The organism is Pseudomonas sp. microsymbiont 2 (genome assembly GCF_054788395.1).
Genome location: NZ_CM139112.1, coordinates 2,616,719 through 2,635,001, shown reverse-complemented (window position 1 = coordinate 2,635,001; position 18,283 = coordinate 2,616,719). Strand labels below are relative to the sequence as shown.

Genomic DNA, 18,283 nt, shown 5'->3' with positions numbered 1-18,283 from the left:
ATGCGCCGCCTGCTTCTCCTTGCGCTGTGCCTGCTGCCAGGCCTGGCCTTCGCCGAGCCTGCGCAACTGCGTATCCAGGGCTCCAATACCATCGGCGTCGCCCTGGGCCCGGCGCTGGTCCGTGGCTTGCTGCAAGCGCAAGGCGCCGGTGCCATCGAAAGCCTGCCGGGCGCGACGGCCAACGAAACGCTGCTGCGCGCTCGCGACCGCGACGGCCAGCCCGTGCGTATCGACATCGCCGCCCATGGATCAAGCACCGGCTTCGCCGCCCTGGCTCGCGGCGAGGCGGACCTGGCGGCCGCCTCGCGGCCAATCAACGACCGTGAAGTCCAGCAGCTGCAGGCCCTGGGCAACCTGCGCGCGGCCGGCGCCGAACAAGTGATCGCCCTGGACGGCGTGGCGGTGATCGTCCACCCGGACAACCCGTTGCCGCAACTGAGCACCACGCAATTGGCACAGGTGTTTTCCGGACAGATCCAGCGCTGGGAGCAACTGGGCGTGCCGGGCGGCGCGATCCACCTGTACGCCCGCGACGATCGCTCCGGCACCTTCGAGACATTCCGCGCACTGGTGCTGGAGCCAAGGCACAGCCAGTTGTCCAGCCAGGCCCGCCGCTTCGAATCGGCCGATGCGCTGGCCGCGCAGGTCAAGGCCGACCGCCATGCCATCGGTTTCAGCGGCCTGGCCACCCTGCACGGGGCCAAGGCCCTGGCGGTGGCGGAAGGCGACGCGCCGGCCCTGCCCCCAAGCCGCGCGCTGATCGCCAGCGAGGACTACCCGCTGTCACGTCGCCTGTTCTTCTACCTGCCCGCCGCCGCGACACGCCAGGCCCGGGCCCTGGCCGAATTCGCCCAGAGCCCCGCCGGGCAGGCCATCGTCGCCGAACAGGGGTTCGTCTCACAGCAGATCAAGGCCCTGCCGGTCGCGCCGCAGGCCGACATGCCGCCGCGCTACCGCGCGCTGGCCAACCAGGCCCATCGGCTGAGCGTGAACTTCCGTTTCCAGGAAGGCAGCGCCAGTCTCGACAACAAGGCCCTGCGCGATGTGCAGCGGGTCGGCGCCTACCTGCGCCAGGCCGGCAAGCTGCACGGCAAGGCGGTGCTGGTGGGTTTCGGCGACCCCAAGGAGACTCCGGGCCGCGCCGCCCTGCTCTCACGCCTGCGAGCCATGGCGGTACGCCGTGAGCTGGCGCGCGAAGGCGTTGAGTTCAAGGACGTGACCGGCATGGGCGACGAGCTGCCGGTAGCCGACAACGACCAGCAACAGGGGCGCTTGCGCAACCGCCGGGTCGAGGTCTGGGTGTACTGATCGGCTCAACGCGGCTCCGGCAGCACCACCTGGGCCACCAGCCCACCCTCGCGGCGATTGCGCAGGCTCAGCTCGCCGCCCTGCTCGCGCACGCTCGCCCGCGCCGCCGAAAGCCCCAAGCCGACCCCACCGGTATCGCGGTTGCGCGAGCCCTCCAGGCGGAAGAACGGATCGAACACGCGCTCCAGCGCATCCTCGGGGATACCGGGCCCGTCGTCGCTGATTTCGATGACGATCTCACGCGAGTCGTGACGCAACGCGATGCTGGGATGGCGAGCATACTTCACGGCGTTCTCCAGCAGGTTGACGATCACCCGCTTGGTCGCCAGCGGACGACCGTGGTGCACCAGGTGCGCGGGGCCGCTGAAGCCGACGGCGATCTGCTGGTCGCGGTAGTCGTCGACGACGGTCTGCAACAGCTCCGACAGGTCGTAGGCGGTGCGCTGCTCCACCTGCGTGCCTTCGCGGAAGAACGCCAGGGCGGCGTTGATCATCGACTGCATCTCGTCGACATCACGAACCAGCTTGCGCTGGTGGTCCAGGTCTTCCATGAACTCGCTGCGCAGGCGCATGCGCGTCAGCGGGGCGCGCAGGTCATGGGAGATGGCCGCGAGCATCTGCGTGCGCTCGCGGATGAAGTGCTGGATCTGCGCCTGCATGATGTTGAACGCGGTGATCGCCTGGCGGATCTCCTCCGGGCCCTCGATGGCGATGGGCGGAGCCTGCAGGTCACCACCAAAACGTCGCGCCGCGCTGGCGAAACGCTGCAGGGGATTGGCCAGCTGACGCGTGGCCAGCCAGGCCACCAGCAACGTCGCCACCAGCCCCAGGCCGATGACCACCGCCAGCCTCGCCGCCGCACTCAGGCCCCAGCTGCGCTCGGGCGGCACGAACAGCAACCAGCTGCGATCGGGCAACGCCACCAGGGCTACGTAGTGCCCGTCCGTACTGCCTGCTGGCCAGGCATCCGGGTTGTACACCTCGATATACCGGGACGGCCCCAGCAGTTGCGCCATCGCTGGCACCTGCCCCGAATTGAGTGCCACGCCCTGCCCCGGCAAGCCGAATTCGTCACGTTGGGTGCTCCATGTCACCTGCAGTGTCGGCGTGCTGGCTGCCTGCGCCAGTTGCCCGCGCAACGCAGGCGGCGCGGTCTCCAGCACGCGAGTGGTCACGGCGATCTGCTCGAGCAGACCGGTGCGCTCGATGGGCGGGCGCGCCCAGATGCCTGCCACCTGGACGAACAACGCATTGAGCGCCAGCGACGCCAGCAGCGCGGCGAAGATGGTCAGGGCGATTCGCCGTCGCAAGGTATCGCGGCGCAGCAGGCGGCGGATCATGATCGGGTGACCTTGGCGCTGAACAGGTATCCGCCATTGCGCACGGTACGAATCAGTTCCGGCCGCTTGCTGTCCGGCTCGATCTTGCGCCGCAGCCGGCTGACCTGTACGTCGATGCTGCGATCGTAGGCATCGTGGCCCTGGCCACGGGTCAGGTCGATCAGCTGTTCGCGAGTGAGGATGCGCTGGGGGTGTTCGAGAAACACCACCAGCAGGTCGAACTCGGCGCCGGACAGCGGGATCATCACGTTTTCCGGCGAGCGCAATTCTCGGCAGGTGATGTCCAGGCGCCAACCGGCAAAGCCAATCAGCGGTCGCGCCGGCTCGCCATGCCCCAGCGGCTCACCGGCGCGGCGTTGCACCGCGCGCAGGCGCGCCAGCAGCTCGCGCGGGTCGAATGGCTTGGTCAGGTAATCGTCGGCGCCCAGTTCCAGGCCAACGATGCGGTCGCTCAGCTCGGCCATGGCCGTGAGCATGATGAGCGGCACGCCGATCTGCGCGCGCACCTTCTGGCACAGGCTCAGACCGCTTTCACCCGGCAGCATCAGGTCGAGGATGATGGCGTCCGGACGCTGCCGGGCGATTGCCGCCCACATCGCCTGGCCATCGGCGGCCAGATCGACCTCGTAGCCTTGCTGGACGAAGAATTTCTTCAGCAAGGCGAGGATTTCCACGTCGTCATCGACGATCAGCAGTCTGCTCACGTTCACACGGGTCCACGAAAAAGGGGCGACTCTAAAACCATTGCGGCGCCGGGTCATATATTTCAACCGTGCAACATTGCTACGGCGACGACATCAACCAGACATCACCAGGCAAACATACTCCCGCACCCTGCCGGCCTTCCACCATCGCAGGGTCAACCCATGAAGATCGTCAACAGCAGCGCCCGCGCCGGGGAGCACGACCGCAGCTCGCCAATGATTCTCAGCCAACGTGCCACACAGCGTGCCGACGATGCGTCGCTGGTGGTCCAGCAAATGAGCCTGACGCTCTCCGACGACAAGAAACAGATCATGCTGCATCGCTACTTCGAACACTACGACCCCATCTGTGGCGAGTGGGTCGAATACGTCCACACGGTGTCCACCACCGAGCTCGTCTACTGGTTGATGGCCGAGGGCCAACTGCACATCGAGTCTTCCCTCAGCGGGCGCTACCCGCAGACGCAACCATGAGCCAACGCCGCAGCATCGCCTGGTCGCTGGCCTGCGTTCTGGGGCTCTCGGCGTGCAGCCACGACCAGTTGCCGCCGACAGGCTACCTGAGCGACTACAGCGTACTGTCGCCCCACCAGGCCCCCTCCAGCGGGACCATGCTGAGCTGGGTCGATCCGAAGCTGCCCCGTGGCCGCTACATCCAGGTCTACGTCGCGCCCAGCCGGTTCTATCCGGCGCCGACGCCAAGCAAGCGCATACCACAGGACACGCTCGAACAGATCACCCGCTACTACGATGCAGCACTCAAGCAGGAGCTGGGCAAGGTGATGACCGTGGTCGATACCCCGGGCCCGAACACCCTGGTGGTCCGGCCCGCCATCACCCAGGTCAGCGCCAACAGCCAAGGGCTGCACTTTTACGAGTGGCTGCCGATCACCCTGGTCGCGGCCGGCGTGAGCAGCGCCGTCGGCGTGCGTGACCGCGACAGCCAGATCGCCACCGAGCTGTCATTCGAGGCGGGCACCAGTGGCAGGGTCATCGCCGAGGCCATGCTTACGGGTACCGGAACACCGCTGGAAAACGACCGCCAGGTGATGACCGCGGACAACGTCAAGGCCGTGCTCGACGGCTGGGCCAGCGATCTGCGCCTGCTGTACGCGGCCAACCATCGCTAGCGCAATGCCATCGACCAGCCCTGCGCCGCCCGCAGAGCCAGGCAAAGAAATGTAACAGCCTGCCATTCGGCAACCCCGGCAATCACGACTAGGCTCAAGCCCATGTGATGCCGGGCCCCTCTGACGGTTTGCGCCGCCATGTCGGAATCACTGTTGCCATGCAACGTCGACATTCAAGGAGGGGCTCATGACGGCTCTGCAGACATTCCTCTTCACCCCGTTCCTCGGCACCAGCGCCTGGTTGTGGCTGGTCTTCATCGTCATCGTCATCAGCTTGCTGGTCCTCGACCTCGGTGTGCTGCACCGCCAGGACCGCGAGATCGAAATGCGCGAAAGCCTGTTGCTGTATTCCGGCTACTTCAGCGTCGGCGTGCTGTTCGGCGTATGGGTCTGGTACGAACTGGGCGCGCAGTCGGCGCTGGAGTTCTACACGGGTTTCCTGGTCGAGCAATCGCTGTCGATGGACAACGTGTTCGTCATGGCGATGATCTTCAGCTTCTTCGCCATCCCTCGCCGCTACCAGCATCGCGTGCTGTTCTGGGGCATTCTCGGGGTGGTGGTGCTACGGGCGATCATGATTGGCGTGGGTGCCGCGCTGGTCCAGCACTTCGCCTGGGTGCTGTACATCTTCGGCGCCTTCCTGCTGTTCACCGGGGTGAAGATGGCGCTGACGAAGGACGACGGCCATCCGGACTTGGCCAATAACCCGATCCTGCGCTTCGTGCGCCGGCACATGCGGGTCACCGACCAGCTGCATGGCCGGCATTTCTTCGTCCACCTCACCCCGCCCGGAGCGAGCAAGGCGGTGCGCTATGCCACGCCGCTGTTCCTGGCCCTGGTACTGATCGAACTGGCCGATCTGGTGTTCGCCGTCGACAGCGTACCGGCGATCTTCGCCATCACCCAGGACCCGTTCATCGTCTACACCTCGAACATTTTCGCCATCCTCGGGTTGCGCTCGCTGTACTTCGCGCTGGCGGCGCTGATGCACCGCTTCGTCTACCTCAAGTACGCACTGGCCCTGGTGCTGATCTTCATTGGCTGCAAGATCTTCTACCACGGACTGGTGGGCAAGGTGCCGGCGGCGCTGTCGCTGGGCGTGACCTTCGGGCTGCTGTTCGGCGGGGTACTGCTATCGCTGTTGCGGACCCGCAACCAGCCGCCACCGGCAACCGTACAGCAAGCGCCAGCCGAACCACTGCCCGCCAAGGACGAGCCCGCTTGCGCGCCCCCTGCCGACGACGACCCGGAGAAGAAAGACCCGCACCTGAGGGTTTGATGGCCGTCAGGGTGCAAGGCCCTCGACGATGATCACCTGCGCCACCGCCACGCCCTGGCGGTGGCGACAGGCCTCCTGGTAAAGGTCAGAGCGGTAGCACGCCACGGCCTGCTCGTACGAATCGAACTCGATCACCACGCTGCGCTGCGGCGTCGCCCGCCCCTCCAGCGCCTGGCTGCGGCCGCCACGGGCCAGCAAGCGCCCGCCGAAAGCGATGAACGCCGCGGGGGCGCGCTGGGTGTACTGCTGATACTGCTCGGGGTCGGTCACGTCCACATGGGCGATCCAGTAGGCTTTCATTCGTCGCGCTCCTGTTGCAAGGTCATGTTCGTATTATGGTATACCATAAAACATTCCTGACCACCGTGAGCATGCGACATGGCCTTCAACAGCATCGAAGAACTCCTCGAGGATTACCGGCAAGGCAAGATGGTCCTGCTGGTGGACGACGAGGACCGTGAAAACGAGGGCGACCTGCTGATCGCCGCCGAGCGCTGCGACGCCCAGGCGATCAACTTCATGGCCCGCGAGGCGCGTGGCCTGATCTGCCTGACGCTCACCGACGAGCATTGCCAGCGTCTGGGCCTCGAGCAGATGGTACCGAGCAACGCCAGCGCGTTCGGCACCGCCTTCACGGTGTCGATCGAAGCGGCCAGCGGTGTCAGCACCGGTATTTCCGCCGCCGACAGGGCCCATACCATAGCCGCCGCCATGGCGGCCGATGCCCGCCCCGACGACCTGGTGCAACCCGGCCATGTCTTTCCCCTGCGCGCCCGCGAAGGTGGCGTGCTGACCCGCGCCGGCCACACCGAGGCCGGCTGCGACCTGGCACGCCTGGCGGGTTTCACGCCGGCGTCGGTCATCGTCGAGGTACTCAATGACGACGGCAGCATGGCCCGGCGCCCGGACCTGGAAGTCTTCGCCGCCCGCCACGGCATCAGGATCGGCACCATCGCAGAGCTGATCCACTATCGCCTGAGTACCGAGCAGACCATCAAGCGCATCGGCGAACGCGAGTTGCCGACCGTGCACGGTACCTTCCGCCTGGTCACCTACGAGGACCGCCTCGCAGGCGGCGTGCACATGGCCATGGTCATGGGCAGCATCCACCGCGAGCAGCCGACACTGGCGCGCGTGCATGTGATCGACCCGCTGCGCGACCTGGTCGGGGCCGAGTACGCCGGCCCCGCCAACTGGACCTTGTGGGCCGCATTGCAGAAGGTTGCCGAGGCTGGCGCCGGCGTGGTGGTGATCCTGGCCAACCACGAATCCTCCCAGGCCCTGCTCGAACGCGTGCCGCAGCTGACCCAGCCCGTACGCCCCTACCAGCGCGGGCAAACCAAGGTGTACTCGGAGGTCGGCACGGGCGCGCAGATTCTCCAGGACCTGGGCGTGGGCAAGCTGCGCCATCTGGGGCCACCGCTGAAGTACGCCGGGCTGGCGGGGTATGAACTGGAGGTGGTGCAGAACATTGCCTTCGAACCGCAGGTGACGGACTGATCCACGCCCTTTCGTCGACAGCGAGGTGATGGTCGGTCAGTGCCGACCTCTTGCGAAAAGTTTGGAATACCATAATATGACATTCCATAGACCTTGAATCCGCCGGCCGCACCGGCGACCACCGTCCAGCCATGCTCCACCCGTTTGACACTGCTCCCCGAATACAATTGGCGGGCGCCAGAGCCCGCCTCGAATAACAAAAGCAACGAGGGCGTAACCATGCTGTTGAGCAAACGAGTCACCGCCGTGCTGTCCGCCAGCCTGCTGGCCCTGGCCTGCCAGGCCGCCCAGGCGGCCGGCAGCCTGAATTTCGTCAGCTGGGGTGGCACCACCCAGGATGCGCAGAAAGCCGCATGGGCCGAGCCATTCGCCAAGCAGACCGGCATCAAGGTGGTACAGGACGGCCCCACCGACTACGGCAAGCTCAAGGCCATGGTCGAAAGCGGCAACGTGCAATGGGACGTGGTCGACGTCGAAGCCGACTTCGCCCTGCGCGCCGCCAGCGAAGGCTTGCTCGAGCCCCTCGACTTCACCGTCATCCAGCGCGAGCGGATCGACCCGCGCTTCGTCTCCGCGCACGGCGTTGGCTCGTTCTTCTTCTCCTTCGTGCTCGGCTACAACGAGGGCAAGCTCGGCGCCGGCAAGCCCAGCGACTGGTCGGCCCTGTTCGACACCAAGACCTACCCCGGCAAGCGTGCCCTGTACAAATGGCCCAGCCCCGGCGTACTGGAACTGGCCCTGCTGGCCGATGGCGTGCCAGCAGGCCAGCTCTACCCGCTGGACCTGGACCGTGCCTTCAAGAAACTCGACACCATCAAGAAAGACATCGTCTGGTGGGGCGGCGGCGCGCAATCGCAGCAACTGCTGGCCTCGGGCGAAGCCTCGCTCGGCCAGTTCTGGAACGGCCGCGTCTACGCCTTGCAACAAGATGGCGCGCCGGTGGGGGTGAGCTGGAAGCAGAACCTGGTCATGGCCGATTTCCTGGTCATTCCCAAGGGCGCGAAGAACAAGGACGCGGCCATGAAGTTCCTGGCCAGCGCCAGTGGCGCCCAGGGCCAGGCCGACTTCGCCAACGCCACCGCCTATGCGCCGGTCAACCTCGACAGCGTCGGCCTGCTCAAGCCGGAACTGGCCGGCAACCTGCCGACCGCCTACGCCCAGGATCAGGTGACCCTGGACTTCGCCTATTGGGCGAAGAACGGCCAGGCCATCGCCGCGCGCTGGAACGAGTGGCTGGTCAAATGAAAGTCGCCATCGACACTCTGCACGGCGCGCACGCTGCCAGCACCACGCCCGGCGTGGCAGTGCCTCGCCCATCCCTGCGCCAGCGCTGGCGCGGCAGCCGCAACCTGCTGCCGGCCCTGCTGTTCCTCGGCGTGTTCTTCTTCGCGCCCCTGATCGGCCTGCTGCTGCGCGGCCTCCTCGAGCCGGTGCCGGGCCTGGGCAACTACGAGCAGCTGTTCGCCAACTCGGCCTACGCCCGGGTGCTGTTCAACACCTTCTCGGTGGCCGGCCTGGTCACCCTGATCAGCGTGCTGCTGGGCTTCCCGCTGGCCTGGGCGATCACCCTGGTGCCCAGGGGCTGGGGTCGCTGGCTGCTGAACATCGTGCTGCTATCGATGTGGACCAGCCTGCTGGCGCGCACCTACTCGTGGCTGGTGCTGCTGCAGGGCTCGGGCGTGATCAACAAGCTGCTGATGGCCCTGGGCATCATCGATGCGCCACTGGAGATGGTGCACAACCTCACCGGCGTGGTGATCGGCATGAGCTACATCATGATCCCGTTCATCGTCCTGCCACTGCAGGCGACCATGCAGACCATCGACCCGATGGTGCTGCAGGCCGGCGCCATCTGCGGCGCCAGCCCGTGGCGCAACTTCTGGAAAGTGTTCATCCCGCTGTGCCGTTCCGGGCTGTTCTCCGGCGCGCTGATGGTGTTCGTCATGTCGCTCGGCTACTACGTGACCCCTGCTCTACTCGGTGGCGCGCAGAACATGATGCTGCCGGAATTCATCGTCCAGCAGGTGCAGTCGTTCCTCAACTGGGGCCTGGCCAGCGCCGCCGCCGCATTGCTGGTGGCGATCACCCTGGTGCTCTTCTACTTCTACCTGAAGCTGCAACCGGAATCCCCGGTCGGCACCGCGAGGTAAGCCTGCATGCTCCTGACTCCCAACGCCATGGGCCGACCGCTGCGCGCGGGCCTGTACCTGACCACTGGCGCGATCGCGGCGTTCCTGCTGCTGCCGATCCTGTTCATCGTGCTGCTGTCGTTCGGCTCGTCGCAGTGGCTGGTGTTTCCGCCGCCCGGCTGGACCGTCAAGTGGTACGCGCAGTTCTTCTCCAACCCCGAGTGGATGCAGGCGGCCCTGGCCAGCCTCAAGGTCGCGCTGCTGACCACCTGCGCCGCCGTGGCCCTTGGCCTGCCCAGCGCCTTCGCCCTGGTGCGCGGGCGCTTCCCGGGCCGCGATCTGCTCTATGGGCTGTTCACCCTGCCGATGATCGTGCCGCTGGTGATCATCGCCGTGGCGGTGTATGCGCTGTTTCTCAAGCTGGGCTACACCGGCACCCTGCTGGCCTTCGTGGTCAGCCATGTGATCGTCGCCCTGCCCTTCACCATCATCTCGATCATCAACTCGCTCAAGCTGTTCGACCAGTCGATCGAGGATGCCGCGGTGATCTGTGGCGCCTCGCGCCTGCAGGCGATCTTCAAGGTGACCTTCCCGGCCATCCGTCCGGGCATGATCGCCGGCGGCCTGTTCGCCTTCCTGGTGTCGTGGGACGAGGTGGTGCTCAGCGTGATGATGGCCAGCCCCGAGCTGCAGACCTTGCCCGTGAAGATGTGGACCACCCTGCGCCAGGACCTCACGCCCGTCATCGCCGTCGCCTCGACGCTGCTGATCGGCCTGTCGCTGTTGATCATGGTCATCGCCGCCGCCCTGCGTCGGCGCAACGAAATCAGCGCCTGAGCGCCCGGAGACGACAACGATGAGTGCAGTGATGAAAGACGACACGCGCGCCAATTCCCTGGTCAGCCTGCGCAGCCTGAACAAGCACTACGGCAGCTTCGCCGCGGTGGACAACATCGACCTGGAGATCCAGGACGGCGAATTTCTCACCTTCCTCGGCTCCAGCGGCTCGGGCAAGTCCACCACCCTGTCGATGCTGGCCGGTTTCGAAACCCCGAGCAGCGGCGAGATCCTGGTCCAGGGCAAGTCGCTGGTGAACGTGCCGCCGCACAAGCGCGACATCGGCATGGTGTTCCAGCGCTACTCGCTGTTCCCGCACCTGAGCGTGCGCGACAACATCGCCTTCCCGCTGACCATCCGCAAGCAGAGCGCGACCGAGGTGGCCAGGCGCGTGGACGCCATGCTCAGGCTGGTGCAGCTGGAGGCGTTCGCCGAGCGCCGTCCGGCGCAACTGTCCGGTGGCCAGCAGCAGCGCGTGGCGATCGCCCGTGCGCTGGTGTACGAACCGCGCATCCTGCTGATGGACGAGCCCCTCGGCGCGCTGGACAAGAAGCTGCGCGAGGACCTGCAGGACGAGCTGCGTCAACTGCACCGGCGCCTGGGCATCACCATCGTCTACGTGACCCACGACCAGGAAGAAGCCATGCGCCTGTCACAGCGCATCGCCATCTTCAGTCACGGCCGGATCGTCGGCCTGGGCAGCGGCTACGACCTCTATCAGAACCCACCGAACGCCTTCGTCGCCTCGTTCCTGGGCAACTCCAACTTCCTGCGTTGCAAGGCCAGCGGCAATGGCGCGGCCAGCTTCGAAGGGCAGCCGCTGGCGCTGCGCCTGACCTCGGGACTGGCCATCGGGCAGGACGCGCTGATCATGGTCAGGCCGGAGAAAGCCCTGGCCCTGACGGCGCAGCAGGCAGTGCGCGAAGCCCTGCCGCCGGGCTGGAACGAGGTCACCGCCACGGTGCGAGAAGTGCTGTTTCTCGGTGAAAGCCAGACCTGCCATGTGCTCACCCCAGGTGGCAGCGAACTGACGGTGAAGGCATTGTCGGTCGCCGGCATGCCCATGCAGCCAGGCGACAAGGTCAAGGTACGCTGGGCCGTGGCCGACGCCTGCCTCTATAGCGAATGGGCCGAGAGCGACCTGAGCAAGGCGGCGGGCGCGCATTGAGCGCGTGGCCTGGCCGATCGCCTACTGGGGCTCCAGCGCACCGATGAAGTTCGCCAGCTCCGCCGTGCGCGGCGCGGCGAACACCTCGCGCGGGTGGCCGCTCTCGTGCACCTTGCCCTGGTGCATGAACACCAGCTTGTCGCCCACCTCGCGGGCGAAGCGCATCTCGTGGGTGACCATGACCAGGGTCATGCCCTCCTTGGCCAGTTGGCGCACCACCGCGAGCACCTCGTTGACCAGCTCCGGATCCAGCGCCGAGGTGATTTCGTCGCACAGCAGTACCTTGGGTGACATGGCCAGGGCGCGGGCAATGGCCACCCGTTGCTGCTGTCCACCGGAAAGACGGTCGGGGTAGGCGTCGATCTTGTCGCCCAGGCCCACCCGCTCCAGCATGCGCTGCGCCAGCTGGCGCGCCTCGGCCTTGCCGAGCTGCTTCACCACCTGTGGCGCGAGCATCACGTTTTCACCCACGGTCAGGTGCGGGAACAGGTTGAACTGCTGGAACACCATGCCGACCTTCTGGCGCAACGCACGCAGGTCGGCGCGGCCGGCATCGAGGTACTCGCCATCGACCTCGATCACCCCGTCGCTGATCGACTCCAGGCCGTTGAGCGTGCGCAGGAACGTGCTCTTGCCCGAACCGCTGCGGCCGATGATGGCCACCACCTCGCCTTGCTCGATGCTCAGGTCGACGCCCTTGAGCACATGGTTGTCGCCGTAGTACTTGTGCAGCGCGGACACTCTAAGCAGGGGCATGCAGCCTCCTTTCCAGGTAACGGGCGCTCAGCGAGAGCGGATAGCAGAGGATGAAGTAACCCACGGCCACCAGGCCGTAGATCAGGAACGGTTCGAAGGTGGCGTTGGCCAGCATGCCGCCGGTCTTGGTCAGCTCGGTGAAGCCGATGATCGAGGTGACCGCCGTGCCTTTGACCACCTGCACCGAGAAGCCCACGGTCGGGGCGATGGCAATGCGCAGGGCCTGGGGCAGGATCACATGACGCAGCTGCTCCAGCCGGCCCATGGCCAGACTGTCAGCGGCCTCCCACTGACCACGGGGAATCGCCTCCACGCAGCCGCGCCAGATTTCGGCGAGAAAGGCACTGGTGAACAGGGTCAGGGCGATGGCCGCCGCCATCCACGCCGACACGTCGATGCCGAACAAAGCGATGCCGAAGAACACCATGAACAGCTGCATCAGCAGTGGCGTGCCCTGGAACAGCTCGATGAACGCGCGGGCGGCGCCGCGCAGCAGCGGCCTGTCGCTGATCCTGGCCACCAGCAGCAGCAACCCGGCGATACTGCCGCAGGCGAACGCCACCAGCGACAACAGCAATGTCCACTGCAACCCGACCAGCAGGTTGCGCACGATATCCCACAGGGTGAAGTCCATTCAGCGCCTCCCCATCAGCAGGCGCTGGCCGATCCAGGCCAGCAACTGGCGCACCACGATCGCCATCAGCAGGTACAGCAACGTGGTCAGTAGATAGGTCTCGAAGGCGCGGAAGTTGCGCGACTGGATGAAGTTGGCGGCGAACGACAACTCTTCGGTGGCGATCTGCGAACAGACTGCCGAGCCGAGCATGACGATCACGATCTGGCTGCAAAGCGCGGGCCACACCTTGGCCAGGGCCGGTCGCAGGACCACATGACGAAACGCCTCGAAACGGTTCATGGCCAGTGCGGCGGCAGCCTCCAGCTGGCCCCTGGGGATCGCCTGGATGCCGGCGCGAATGATCTCGGTCGAATAGGCGCCCAGGTTGATCACCATCGCCAGCACCGCCGCCTGCCATTCGCTCAGGCGCACGCCCAGGGCCGGCAGGCCGAAGAAGATGAAGAACAGCTGGACGATGAACGGGGTATTGCGGATCAGTTCCACATACAGCCCGAACAGCGCATCGAACGGCCGCAGGCGCCAGGCCCGGGTCACCGCGCCAAGCACGCCGATGGCGACCCCGAGCACGGTGCCGACAAGGGTCAGCTCCAGGGTGAACAGCATGCCCCGCAGCAACAGGTCACCCTGCGCCAACACCGGGGCGAAGTCGAATTGATAGGCCATCGTTCAGACGCTCAGAGGTCGGCCGGCAGCGGCTGCTTGAGCCACTTCTCGGCGTTCTGGTTCAAGCTGCCGTCGGTCTTGGCGGCCTCCAGCGTGGCATTGACCTTCTCCAACAGTGCCGGCTCGTTCTTGGCCAGGCCCACGTACACCGGCGAATCCTTGAGCTTGACCTTGAGCACCGGCACTTTGGCCGGGTTCTTCGCGGCGATGGCGGCCATCACCACGCTGCCGCTGGCGATCAGCTCGACCTGGCCGGACAGGTAGGCGGCGATGGTCGAGTTGTTGTCCTCGAAGCGCTTGATGATCGCGCCCTTGGGCGCCACGGCGCTGAGTTCCATGTCCTCGATGGCGCCGCGGGTGACGCTGATGGTCTTGCCGGCGAGGGCCTGGACACCGTCGATTTGTGCCTCGGCCGGGCCGAACACCGCCAGGTAGAACGGCGCATAGGGGCGCGAGAAATCGATCACCGCGGCGCGCTCGGGGTTCTTGCCCAGGCTGGAGATCACCAGGTCGACCTTGCCGGTGGTGAGGAACGGGATACGGTTGGTGCTGTTGACCGGGGTCAGGGCCAGCTTGACCCCGAGCTTGTCAGCCAGCAGCTGCGCGGTGTCGATATCCAGGCCGCGAGGCTTGAGATCCGGGCCGACCGAACCGAACGGCGGGAAGTCCTGGGGCACCGCGACCTTGAGCACGCCTCGGGCGGTGATATCGGCCAGCGCGTCGGCATGAGCCAGGGGGGCGGCGCAGAACAGGCTGGCCAGAAGCAGGGAGCGGAACATGTTCATCGAAAGGCCTCGCAGGAGTCCGGAAAGGGGCTGCGCTGCCAGTGCACGGGGCATGCCAGACTTGCAAAAAGCTTCTGAAAGCGGCTTCGCGCAAGACTTGCACGAGGTCTTACTGGTCTGAACAGTCGAGGCTGTCGCGCCCCGCTTTCGCGCAAGCGTCACGAGGCTGCGCCAGGACGAGGCAAGACTTGCCAGCGCGGGGCGATTGCCCGTAAAAGAGAGCCCATCGTCCAATGCCGGTTCGTCAGGCACGCTGGGGTCGCTTTGCAGCCCCAGATCAGGTGATGAACGTCAACTGACAGGCATTGACTCACTCCCCCAACCCGGTCTGAACAGCATGCTCGCCACCGCCACGCGCCCCGTCCCGGAAATTGCCCTGCAGGCGATCCGCCAACTGATCGAGCAAGACGGCTACCAGCCCGGCGACGCCCTGCCCTCGCAGCGCGACCTGGCCGAACGCCTGGGGGTGAGCCGGGCCTCGTTGCGCGAGGCGTTGTCGTCACTCAGCGCCTTGGGGCTGGTCAGCGTGCAACCGGGCAAGGGGGTGTTCGTCCAGGCCCCGGCCACCGGCCAGCCATTGCCGGGTGGCTTCGCCTGGCCCTATGCCGAACAGGTCTCGGCCGCCGACACCTTCCAGCTGCGCTACGCCCTGGAAGGCTTCGCCGCCGGCCAGGCGGCGCTGGCGCTGACCGCCGACGACCTGGACGAACTACAGGCCAACGTCGAGGCAATGGCCGTGGAACTGCGCGCCGGGCGCTTCGAGGCCGCCGCGCGCCTGGATTTCGCCTTCCACCAGCGACTGCTGCAGGCCAGCGGCAACCGCGCGATGCTGCAGGTGATCACCGCCAGCCAGGACATTTTCCTGGAAAGCCAGAAGCTGCCCTTCATCCGCCCGGAACGGGCCATGGAAACCTGGCAGGAGCACCGCAAGATCCTGCGCGCCCTTGCCCGCCGCTCCCAGGCCGGCGCGCAACGGGCGATGCAGGAACATATCCGCAACGCCGCGGCGCGCACCGGGGTGGTGTTCGCCGGCTGAGCGGCCTCAGGCCTTGATGTAGCGCATCACTGCCTCGCAGATCACCTGCTTGTGGCGCTGCTTGATCTGCTCGTCGGACAGGTCGATCTGGAAGATGTCGCCGAAGGTATGGCGGTTCGATACTCGGTAGAAGCAGAACGAGCTCATCAGCATGTGCAGGTCGATCACTTCGATCCCCGCGCGGAACACGCCCTGCTCCACCCCGCGGGCGAGGATCTTGCCCAGCGCGTCGAGCACCATGCTGCTCATTTCGCGAATCACCGGCGACTGCTTGACGTATTCGCCGTAGTGAATGTTCTCGGTGCAGACGATGCGCACGAAGTCGACGTTGTTGGCGTGATGGTCGAAGGTGAACTCCACCAGCCGCTGGATCGCCTGCTCAGGCGACAGCGAGTCGAGGTCCAGGCTGTGCTCGGTCTTGCGGATGTCGCCGTAGAGCTTGACCAGGCATTCGACGTAGAGCTGCTCCTTGCTGCCGAAGTAGTAGTAGATCATGCGCTTGGAGGTGGCGGTGCGCTCGGCGATGGCATCGACCCTGGCGCCGGCCAGCCCCTGCTGGACGAACTCGGTGATGGCGGCCTGGAGGATGTTCTCGCGGGTCTTTTCCGGGTTGTTCTTGCGCGACTTGCGCAGCCCTTCGACTTCAGGCTTGGCTACCGAATCACTCATACCGACTCACAGGCTCGTTATAGGAATCCGCAGGATTATCCGTGAGCCGGGCGGTGCAGGGAAGCGTGGTGTTGGTCGAAAGGTCAGGCTCCAGAGGCCATGCACGATCCCTGTAGGAGCGGCCTTGTGTCGCGAAAGGGCCGCAACGCGGCCCCGGCGATCGTTGCTTGAACGCTAAAATCCCGGGGCCGCGTTGCGGCCCTTTCGCGACACAAGGCCGCTCCTACAGCTACAGCACCGACTTGCGCGCCTTGGCCATCGCCGCCAGGCGCACCGCCACGTTGGCCGCGCCATAGCCAGCGTAACCGCTCTTGCGCTGGATGATCTCGAAGAAGAAACGCCCCTCGAACGGCTCGGTATACACGTGGAACAACTCGCCGCCCTGGGCGTCACGGTCGTACAGCACGTTGTAGTACGCCAGCTCGCTGAGGAACTCGTCATCGAACTCGAACCGCGCCGCCAGGTCGTCGTAGTAGTTCAGCGGGATCTCCAGCAACGGCACGCCGGCCTCCTTGGCCCGGGCCACCTCGCGGAAGATATCGTCGCAGTCGAAGGCGACATGGTGCACGCCCGAGCCGCGATAGCTGTCCAGGGCATGGGCGATGGCGGTGTTGCGGTTCTCCGAGATGTTCAGCGGCAACCGCAACGTCCCGCAGTGGCTGCGCAGGGCACGGCTCTTGACCAAGCCATAGGGGTCGGGCAGCACCACCTCGTCGTCGGCGGTGAAGTCGAACACGCTCTTGTAGAACAGCACCCAGCTGTCCAGCGCCTCGGCCGGCAGCGCCAGGGCCATGTGGTCGATGCGCTTGAGCCCGCCGCTGGCGCGGGCGTTCTGGTCCAGGTGGAAATCGGTGTCGTAGAGGGTCGGGCCGTCGGCGTCCGGCTCCACCAGGTACAGCAGGCTGCCATCGGGGGCGCGCACCGCCGGGATCTCGCGCTCGTTCGGGCCGACCAGGCCCCGGAACGGCTGGCCACGGTAGGCAGTGGCCCGTTGCAACGCGGCCTGGCCGTGCTCGACCCGCAACGCAGTGGCGCACAGCGATGGGCCGTGGGCTTCGAAGAAGTTGTGGGCGAACGAGTATGGCTCGGCATTGAGCACAATGTTGATGTCACCCTGGCGCAGCAGGCGCACCGCCTTGCTGCGATGCTCGCCGGCCTCGGCAAATCCCAGCCGCTTGAGCCAGGCGTTCAGGCGCGCGCCGACCGCCTCGTCGACGGCGAACTCGAGGAACTCCACGCCGTCATACCGGCTCGCCGCTGGCGGCGCGAACAGCACGCCTGGCTCGACGGCGCGGGCCTCGCGCTCCAGGCGCAGGCGGGTCTTTTCCTCCAGGTACAGCAACGCGCGCAGGCCGTCGGCGGCGTTCTGCCGGGGCGGCGCGGCACGGAAACCATCGTTGAAGATCTCCAGCGACAGAGGACCGCGATAGCCGGTGGCCAGGATCGGCGCGAGGAAGCCCGCCAGGTCCATTTCGCCCTGGCCGGGAAAACAACGGAAGTGCCGGCTCCATTCCAGCACGTCCATGGCCAGGATCGGTGCATCGGCCATCTGCACGAAGAAGATCTTCTCGGCGGGAATGTCGCGAATACCACTGGGATCGCCCTTGAGCGACAGGGTATGGAAGCTGTCGAGAATCACCCCCAGCGCCGGGTGGTCGGCCTGGCGCACCAGGTTCCAGACCTGCTGCCAGGTGTTGACATGGCGCCCCCAGGCCAGCGCCTCGTAACCGATGCGCAGGCCGCGGTCACCGGCGTGCTCGGCAAGCAGGCGCAGGTCGTCCACCAGCAACTGCTCGTCGCCCAGCGCATCGGGTTGGACATTGCTGCACACCAATATCAGGTCGGTACCCAGTTCCTGCATCAGGTCGAACTTGCGCTCGGCCCGGTCGAGGTTCTTGTGCAGGCGGTCGCGGCGGCAGCCCTCGAAATCGCGAAACGGCTGGAACAAGGTGATGGCCAGTCCCAGGTCGGCGCACAGCTGTCGGACCTCGCGGGGGCTGCCGGCGTAGTACAGCAGGTCGTTCTCGAAGATCTCGACGCCGTCGAAACCCGCGGCGGCGATGGCTTCGAGTTTTTCCGGCAGGGTGCCGCTCAAGGACACGGTGGCGATCGAACGGTGCATGGCGGGTGTTCCTTGTTATTGAGGGAGGCCTGGGCAGGTCCGGCCCTATCGCGGGGCAAGCCCGCTCCCACGCAGGCAATGCTTTCGTGTGAGCGGCGCACGTGAGAGCGGGCTTGCCCCGCGATGAGGCCGGAACGGACAACACCTGGCACGATCGATTATTCGCAGGTAAAGTCGCCCCGGCAATGCACTTTGTACGAAACAGTTAGTTTTCGTTCGA

At 66.1% G+C, this 18,283-nt stretch carries 19 protein-coding genes; 10 read left to right on the top strand and 9 right to left on the bottom strand.

Features of this window, described 5'->3' with window-relative positions; genetic code table 11:
• Positions 1-1,308 carry a phosphate ABC transporter substrate-binding/OmpA family protein gene (locus ACYUME_RS11980; protein ID WP_460419007.1) on the top strand — a complete coding sequence of 436 codons (1,308 nt, stop codon included), beginning with the start codon at positions 1-3 and terminating at the stop codon, positions 1,306-1,308.
• Positions 1,309-1,313: 5 nt separating this feature from the next.
• Here the strand turns inward: ACYUME_RS11980 and ACYUME_RS11975 are convergent, their stop codons facing one another.
• Positions 1,314-2,648 (bottom strand): ATP-binding protein, encoded by a 1,335-nt coding sequence (locus ACYUME_RS11975; RefSeq protein ID WP_460419006.1) that lies wholly within the window; start codon positions 2,646-2,648, stop codon positions 1,314-1,316.
• Positions 2,645-3,409, bottom strand: a complete 765-nt coding sequence (locus ACYUME_RS11970) for a response regulator (RefSeq protein WP_460419005.1) — start codon at positions 3,407-3,409, stop codon at positions 2,645-2,647. The genes ACYUME_RS11975 and ACYUME_RS11970 overlap by 4 nt, the downstream gene beginning before the upstream one ends.
• A 105-nt stretch (positions 3,410-3,514) precedes the next feature.
• Between ACYUME_RS11970 and ACYUME_RS11965 the strand changes: the two genes are divergently transcribed.
• The 3 genes from ACYUME_RS11965 to ACYUME_RS11955 all read left to right on the top strand — a co-directional run bounded on the left by ACYUME_RS11965 (position 3,515) and on the right by ACYUME_RS11955 (position 5,761).
• Entirely contained in the window at positions 3,515-3,826 is a 312-nt protein-coding gene (locus tag ACYUME_RS11965; RefSeq protein ID WP_460419004.1) for a hypothetical protein, read from the top strand.
• Complete coding sequence (locus tag ACYUME_RS11960) at positions 3,823-4,482, top strand: DUF3313 domain-containing protein (RefSeq protein WP_460419003.1); 660 nt, start codon at positions 3,823-3,825, stop codon at positions 4,480-4,482. Before ACYUME_RS11965 ends, ACYUME_RS11960 begins: the two co-directional genes overlap by 4 nt.
• A gap of 187 nt (positions 4,483-4,669) precedes the next feature.
• Complete coding sequence (locus ACYUME_RS11955) at positions 4,670-5,761, top strand: TerC family protein (protein ID WP_460419002.1); 1,092 nt, start codon at positions 4,670-4,672, stop codon at positions 5,759-5,761.
• Between the two features lie 6 nt (positions 5,762-5,767).
• Here the strand turns inward: ACYUME_RS11955 and ACYUME_RS11950 are convergent, their stop codons facing one another.
• A complete protein-coding gene (locus ACYUME_RS11950; RefSeq protein ID WP_460419001.1) occupies positions 5,768-6,061 on the bottom strand; it encodes a DUF1330 domain-containing protein in 294 nt (97 codons plus the stop codon).
• A gap of 78 nt (positions 6,062-6,139) precedes the next feature.
• On the opposite strand from ACYUME_RS11950, the gene ribBA reads away from it, so the two are divergent.
• The 5 genes from ribBA (at position 6,140) to ACYUME_RS11925 (ending at position 11,395) form a co-directional block, all read left to right on the top strand.
• The gene (gene ribBA / locus ACYUME_RS11945) at positions 6,140-7,261 is read left to right on the top strand and encodes a bifunctional 3,4-dihydroxy-2-butanone-4-phosphate synthase/GTP cyclohydrolase II (RefSeq protein ID WP_460419000.1); all 1,122 of its coding nucleotides are present in this window, start codon (positions 6,140-6,142) and stop codon (positions 7,259-7,261) included.
• 219 nt (positions 7,262-7,480) lie between these two features.
• Positions 7,481-8,506: an ABC transporter substrate-binding protein gene (locus ACYUME_RS11940; RefSeq protein WP_460418999.1), complete on the top strand. Its 1,026-nt coding sequence runs from the start codon at positions 7,481-7,483 to the stop codon at positions 8,504-8,506.
• On the top strand, positions 8,503-9,411 hold the full coding sequence (locus ACYUME_RS11935) for an ABC transporter permease (protein WP_460418998.1): 909 nt from the start codon (positions 8,503-8,505) through the stop codon (positions 9,409-9,411). Before ACYUME_RS11940 ends, ACYUME_RS11935 begins: the two co-directional genes overlap by 4 nt.
• A gap of 6 nt (positions 9,412-9,417) precedes the next feature.
• A complete protein-coding gene (locus tag ACYUME_RS11930; RefSeq protein ID WP_279883838.1) occupies positions 9,418-10,227 on the top strand; it encodes an ABC transporter permease in 810 nt (269 codons plus the stop codon).
• A 19-nt stretch (positions 10,228-10,246) separates the two neighbouring features.
• Positions 10,247-11,395: an ABC transporter ATP-binding protein gene (locus ACYUME_RS11925; RefSeq protein WP_279883840.1), complete on the top strand. Its 1,149-nt coding sequence runs from the start codon at positions 10,247-10,249 to the stop codon at positions 11,393-11,395.
• A gap of 21 nt (positions 11,396-11,416) precedes the next feature.
• On the opposite strand, the gene ACYUME_RS11920 is transcribed toward ACYUME_RS11925, so the two are convergent.
• The 4 genes from ACYUME_RS11920 to ACYUME_RS11905 are packed head-to-tail and all read right to left on the bottom strand — an operon-like array spanning position 11,417 to position 14,236.
• A complete protein-coding gene (locus ACYUME_RS11920; RefSeq protein ID WP_460418997.1) occupies positions 11,417-12,151 on the bottom strand; it encodes an amino acid ABC transporter ATP-binding protein in 735 nt (244 codons plus the stop codon).
• A complete protein-coding gene (locus ACYUME_RS11915) occupies positions 12,138-12,785 on the bottom strand; it encodes an amino acid ABC transporter permease (protein WP_460418996.1) in 648 nt (215 codons plus the stop codon). The genes ACYUME_RS11920 and ACYUME_RS11915 overlap by 14 nt, the downstream gene beginning before the upstream one ends.
• Entirely contained in the window at positions 12,786-13,451 is a 666-nt protein-coding gene (locus ACYUME_RS11910) for an amino acid ABC transporter permease (RefSeq protein ID WP_460418995.1), read from the bottom strand. It abuts the gene before it with no gap.
• Positions 13,452-13,462: 11 nt separating this feature from the next.
• Positions 13,463-14,236 carry a transporter substrate-binding domain-containing protein gene (locus ACYUME_RS11905; protein WP_460418994.1) on the bottom strand — a complete coding sequence of 258 codons (774 nt, stop codon included), beginning with the start codon at positions 14,234-14,236 and terminating at the stop codon, positions 13,463-13,465.
• Between the two features lie 337 nt (positions 14,237-14,573).
• Here ACYUME_RS11905 and ACYUME_RS11900 point away from each other — a divergent pair, with 337 nt between their 5' ends.
• Positions 14,574-15,272 (top strand): FadR/GntR family transcriptional regulator, encoded by a 699-nt coding sequence (locus tag ACYUME_RS11900; RefSeq protein WP_279883849.1) that lies wholly within the window; start codon positions 14,574-14,576, stop codon positions 15,270-15,272.
• A gap of 6 nt (positions 15,273-15,278) precedes the next feature.
• Here the strand turns inward: ACYUME_RS11900 and ACYUME_RS11895 are convergent, their stop codons facing one another.
• Both ACYUME_RS11895 and quiC read right to left on the bottom strand, forming a co-directional pair.
• The gene (locus ACYUME_RS11895) at positions 15,279-15,941 is read right to left on the bottom strand and encodes a TetR/AcrR family transcriptional regulator (protein WP_279883851.1); all 663 of its coding nucleotides are present in this window, start codon (positions 15,939-15,941) and stop codon (positions 15,279-15,281) included.
• A gap of 229 nt (positions 15,942-16,170) precedes the next feature.
• Positions 16,171-18,063 carry a 3-dehydroshikimate dehydratase QuiC gene (gene quiC, locus ACYUME_RS11890; RefSeq protein WP_460418993.1) on the bottom strand — a complete coding sequence of 631 codons (1,893 nt, stop codon included), beginning with the start codon at positions 18,061-18,063 and terminating at the stop codon, positions 16,171-16,173.
• Positions 18,064-18,283 lie beyond the last annotated feature (220 nt).

Coding starts and splice junctions, on each gene's coding strand:
- ACYUME_RS11980 (WP_460419007.1), top strand. CDS start 1: ATGCGCCGCCTGCTTCTCCTTGCGCTGTGCCTGCTGCCAGGCCTGGCC.
- ACYUME_RS11940 (WP_460418999.1), top strand. CDS start 7,481: ATGCTGTTGAGCAAACGAGTCACCGCCGTGCTGTCCGCCAGCCTGCTG.
- ACYUME_RS11900 (WP_279883849.1), top strand. CDS start 14,574: ATGCTCGCCACCGCCACGCGCCCCGTCCCGGAAATTGCCCTGCAGGCG.
- ACYUME_RS11970 (WP_460419005.1), bottom strand. CDS start 3,409: ATGACCCGGCGCCGCAATGGTTTTAGAGTCGCCCCTTTTTCGTGGACC.
- ACYUME_RS11905 (WP_460418994.1), bottom strand. CDS start 14,236: ATGAACATGTTCCGCTCCCTGCTTCTGGCCAGCCTGTTCTGCGCCGCC.
- ACYUME_RS11975 (WP_460419006.1), bottom strand. CDS start 2,648: ATGATCCGCCGCCTGCTGCGCCGCGATACCTTGCGACGGCGAATCGCC.
- ACYUME_RS11960 (WP_460419003.1), top strand. CDS start 3,823: ATGAGCCAACGCCGCAGCATCGCCTGGTCGCTGGCCTGCGTTCTGGGG.
- ACYUME_RS11925 (WP_279883840.1), top strand. CDS start 10,247: ATGAGTGCAGTGATGAAAGACGACACGCGCGCCAATTCCCTGGTCAGC.
- ACYUME_RS11920 (WP_460418997.1), bottom strand. CDS start 12,151: ATGCCCCTGCTTAGAGTGTCCGCGCTGCACAAGTACTACGGCGACAAC.
- ACYUME_RS11955 (WP_460419002.1), top strand. CDS start 4,670: ATGACGGCTCTGCAGACATTCCTCTTCACCCCGTTCCTCGGCACCAGC.
- ACYUME_RS11930 (WP_279883838.1), top strand. CDS start 9,418: ATGCTCCTGACTCCCAACGCCATGGGCCGACCGCTGCGCGCGGGCCTG.
- ribBA (WP_460419000.1), top strand. CDS start 6,140: ATGGCCTTCAACAGCATCGAAGAACTCCTCGAGGATTACCGGCAAGGC.
- quiC (WP_460418993.1), bottom strand. CDS start 18,063: ATGCACCGTTCGATCGCCACCGTGTCCTTGAGCGGCACCCTGCCGGAA.
- ACYUME_RS11895 (WP_279883851.1), bottom strand. CDS start 15,941: ATGAGTGATTCGGTAGCCAAGCCTGAAGTCGAAGGGCTGCGCAAGTCG.
- ACYUME_RS11965 (WP_460419004.1), top strand. CDS start 3,515: ATGAAGATCGTCAACAGCAGCGCCCGCGCCGGGGAGCACGACCGCAGC.
- ACYUME_RS11935 (WP_460418998.1), top strand. CDS start 8,503: ATGAAAGTCGCCATCGACACTCTGCACGGCGCGCACGCTGCCAGCACC.
- ACYUME_RS11950 (WP_460419001.1), bottom strand. CDS start 6,061: ATGAAAGCCTACTGGATCGCCCATGTGGACGTGACCGACCCCGAGCAG.
- ACYUME_RS11910 (WP_460418995.1), bottom strand. CDS start 13,451: ATGGCCTATCAATTCGACTTCGCCCCGGTGTTGGCGCAGGGTGACCTG.
- ACYUME_RS11915 (WP_460418996.1), bottom strand. CDS start 12,785: ATGGACTTCACCCTGTGGGATATCGTGCGCAACCTGCTGGTCGGGTTG.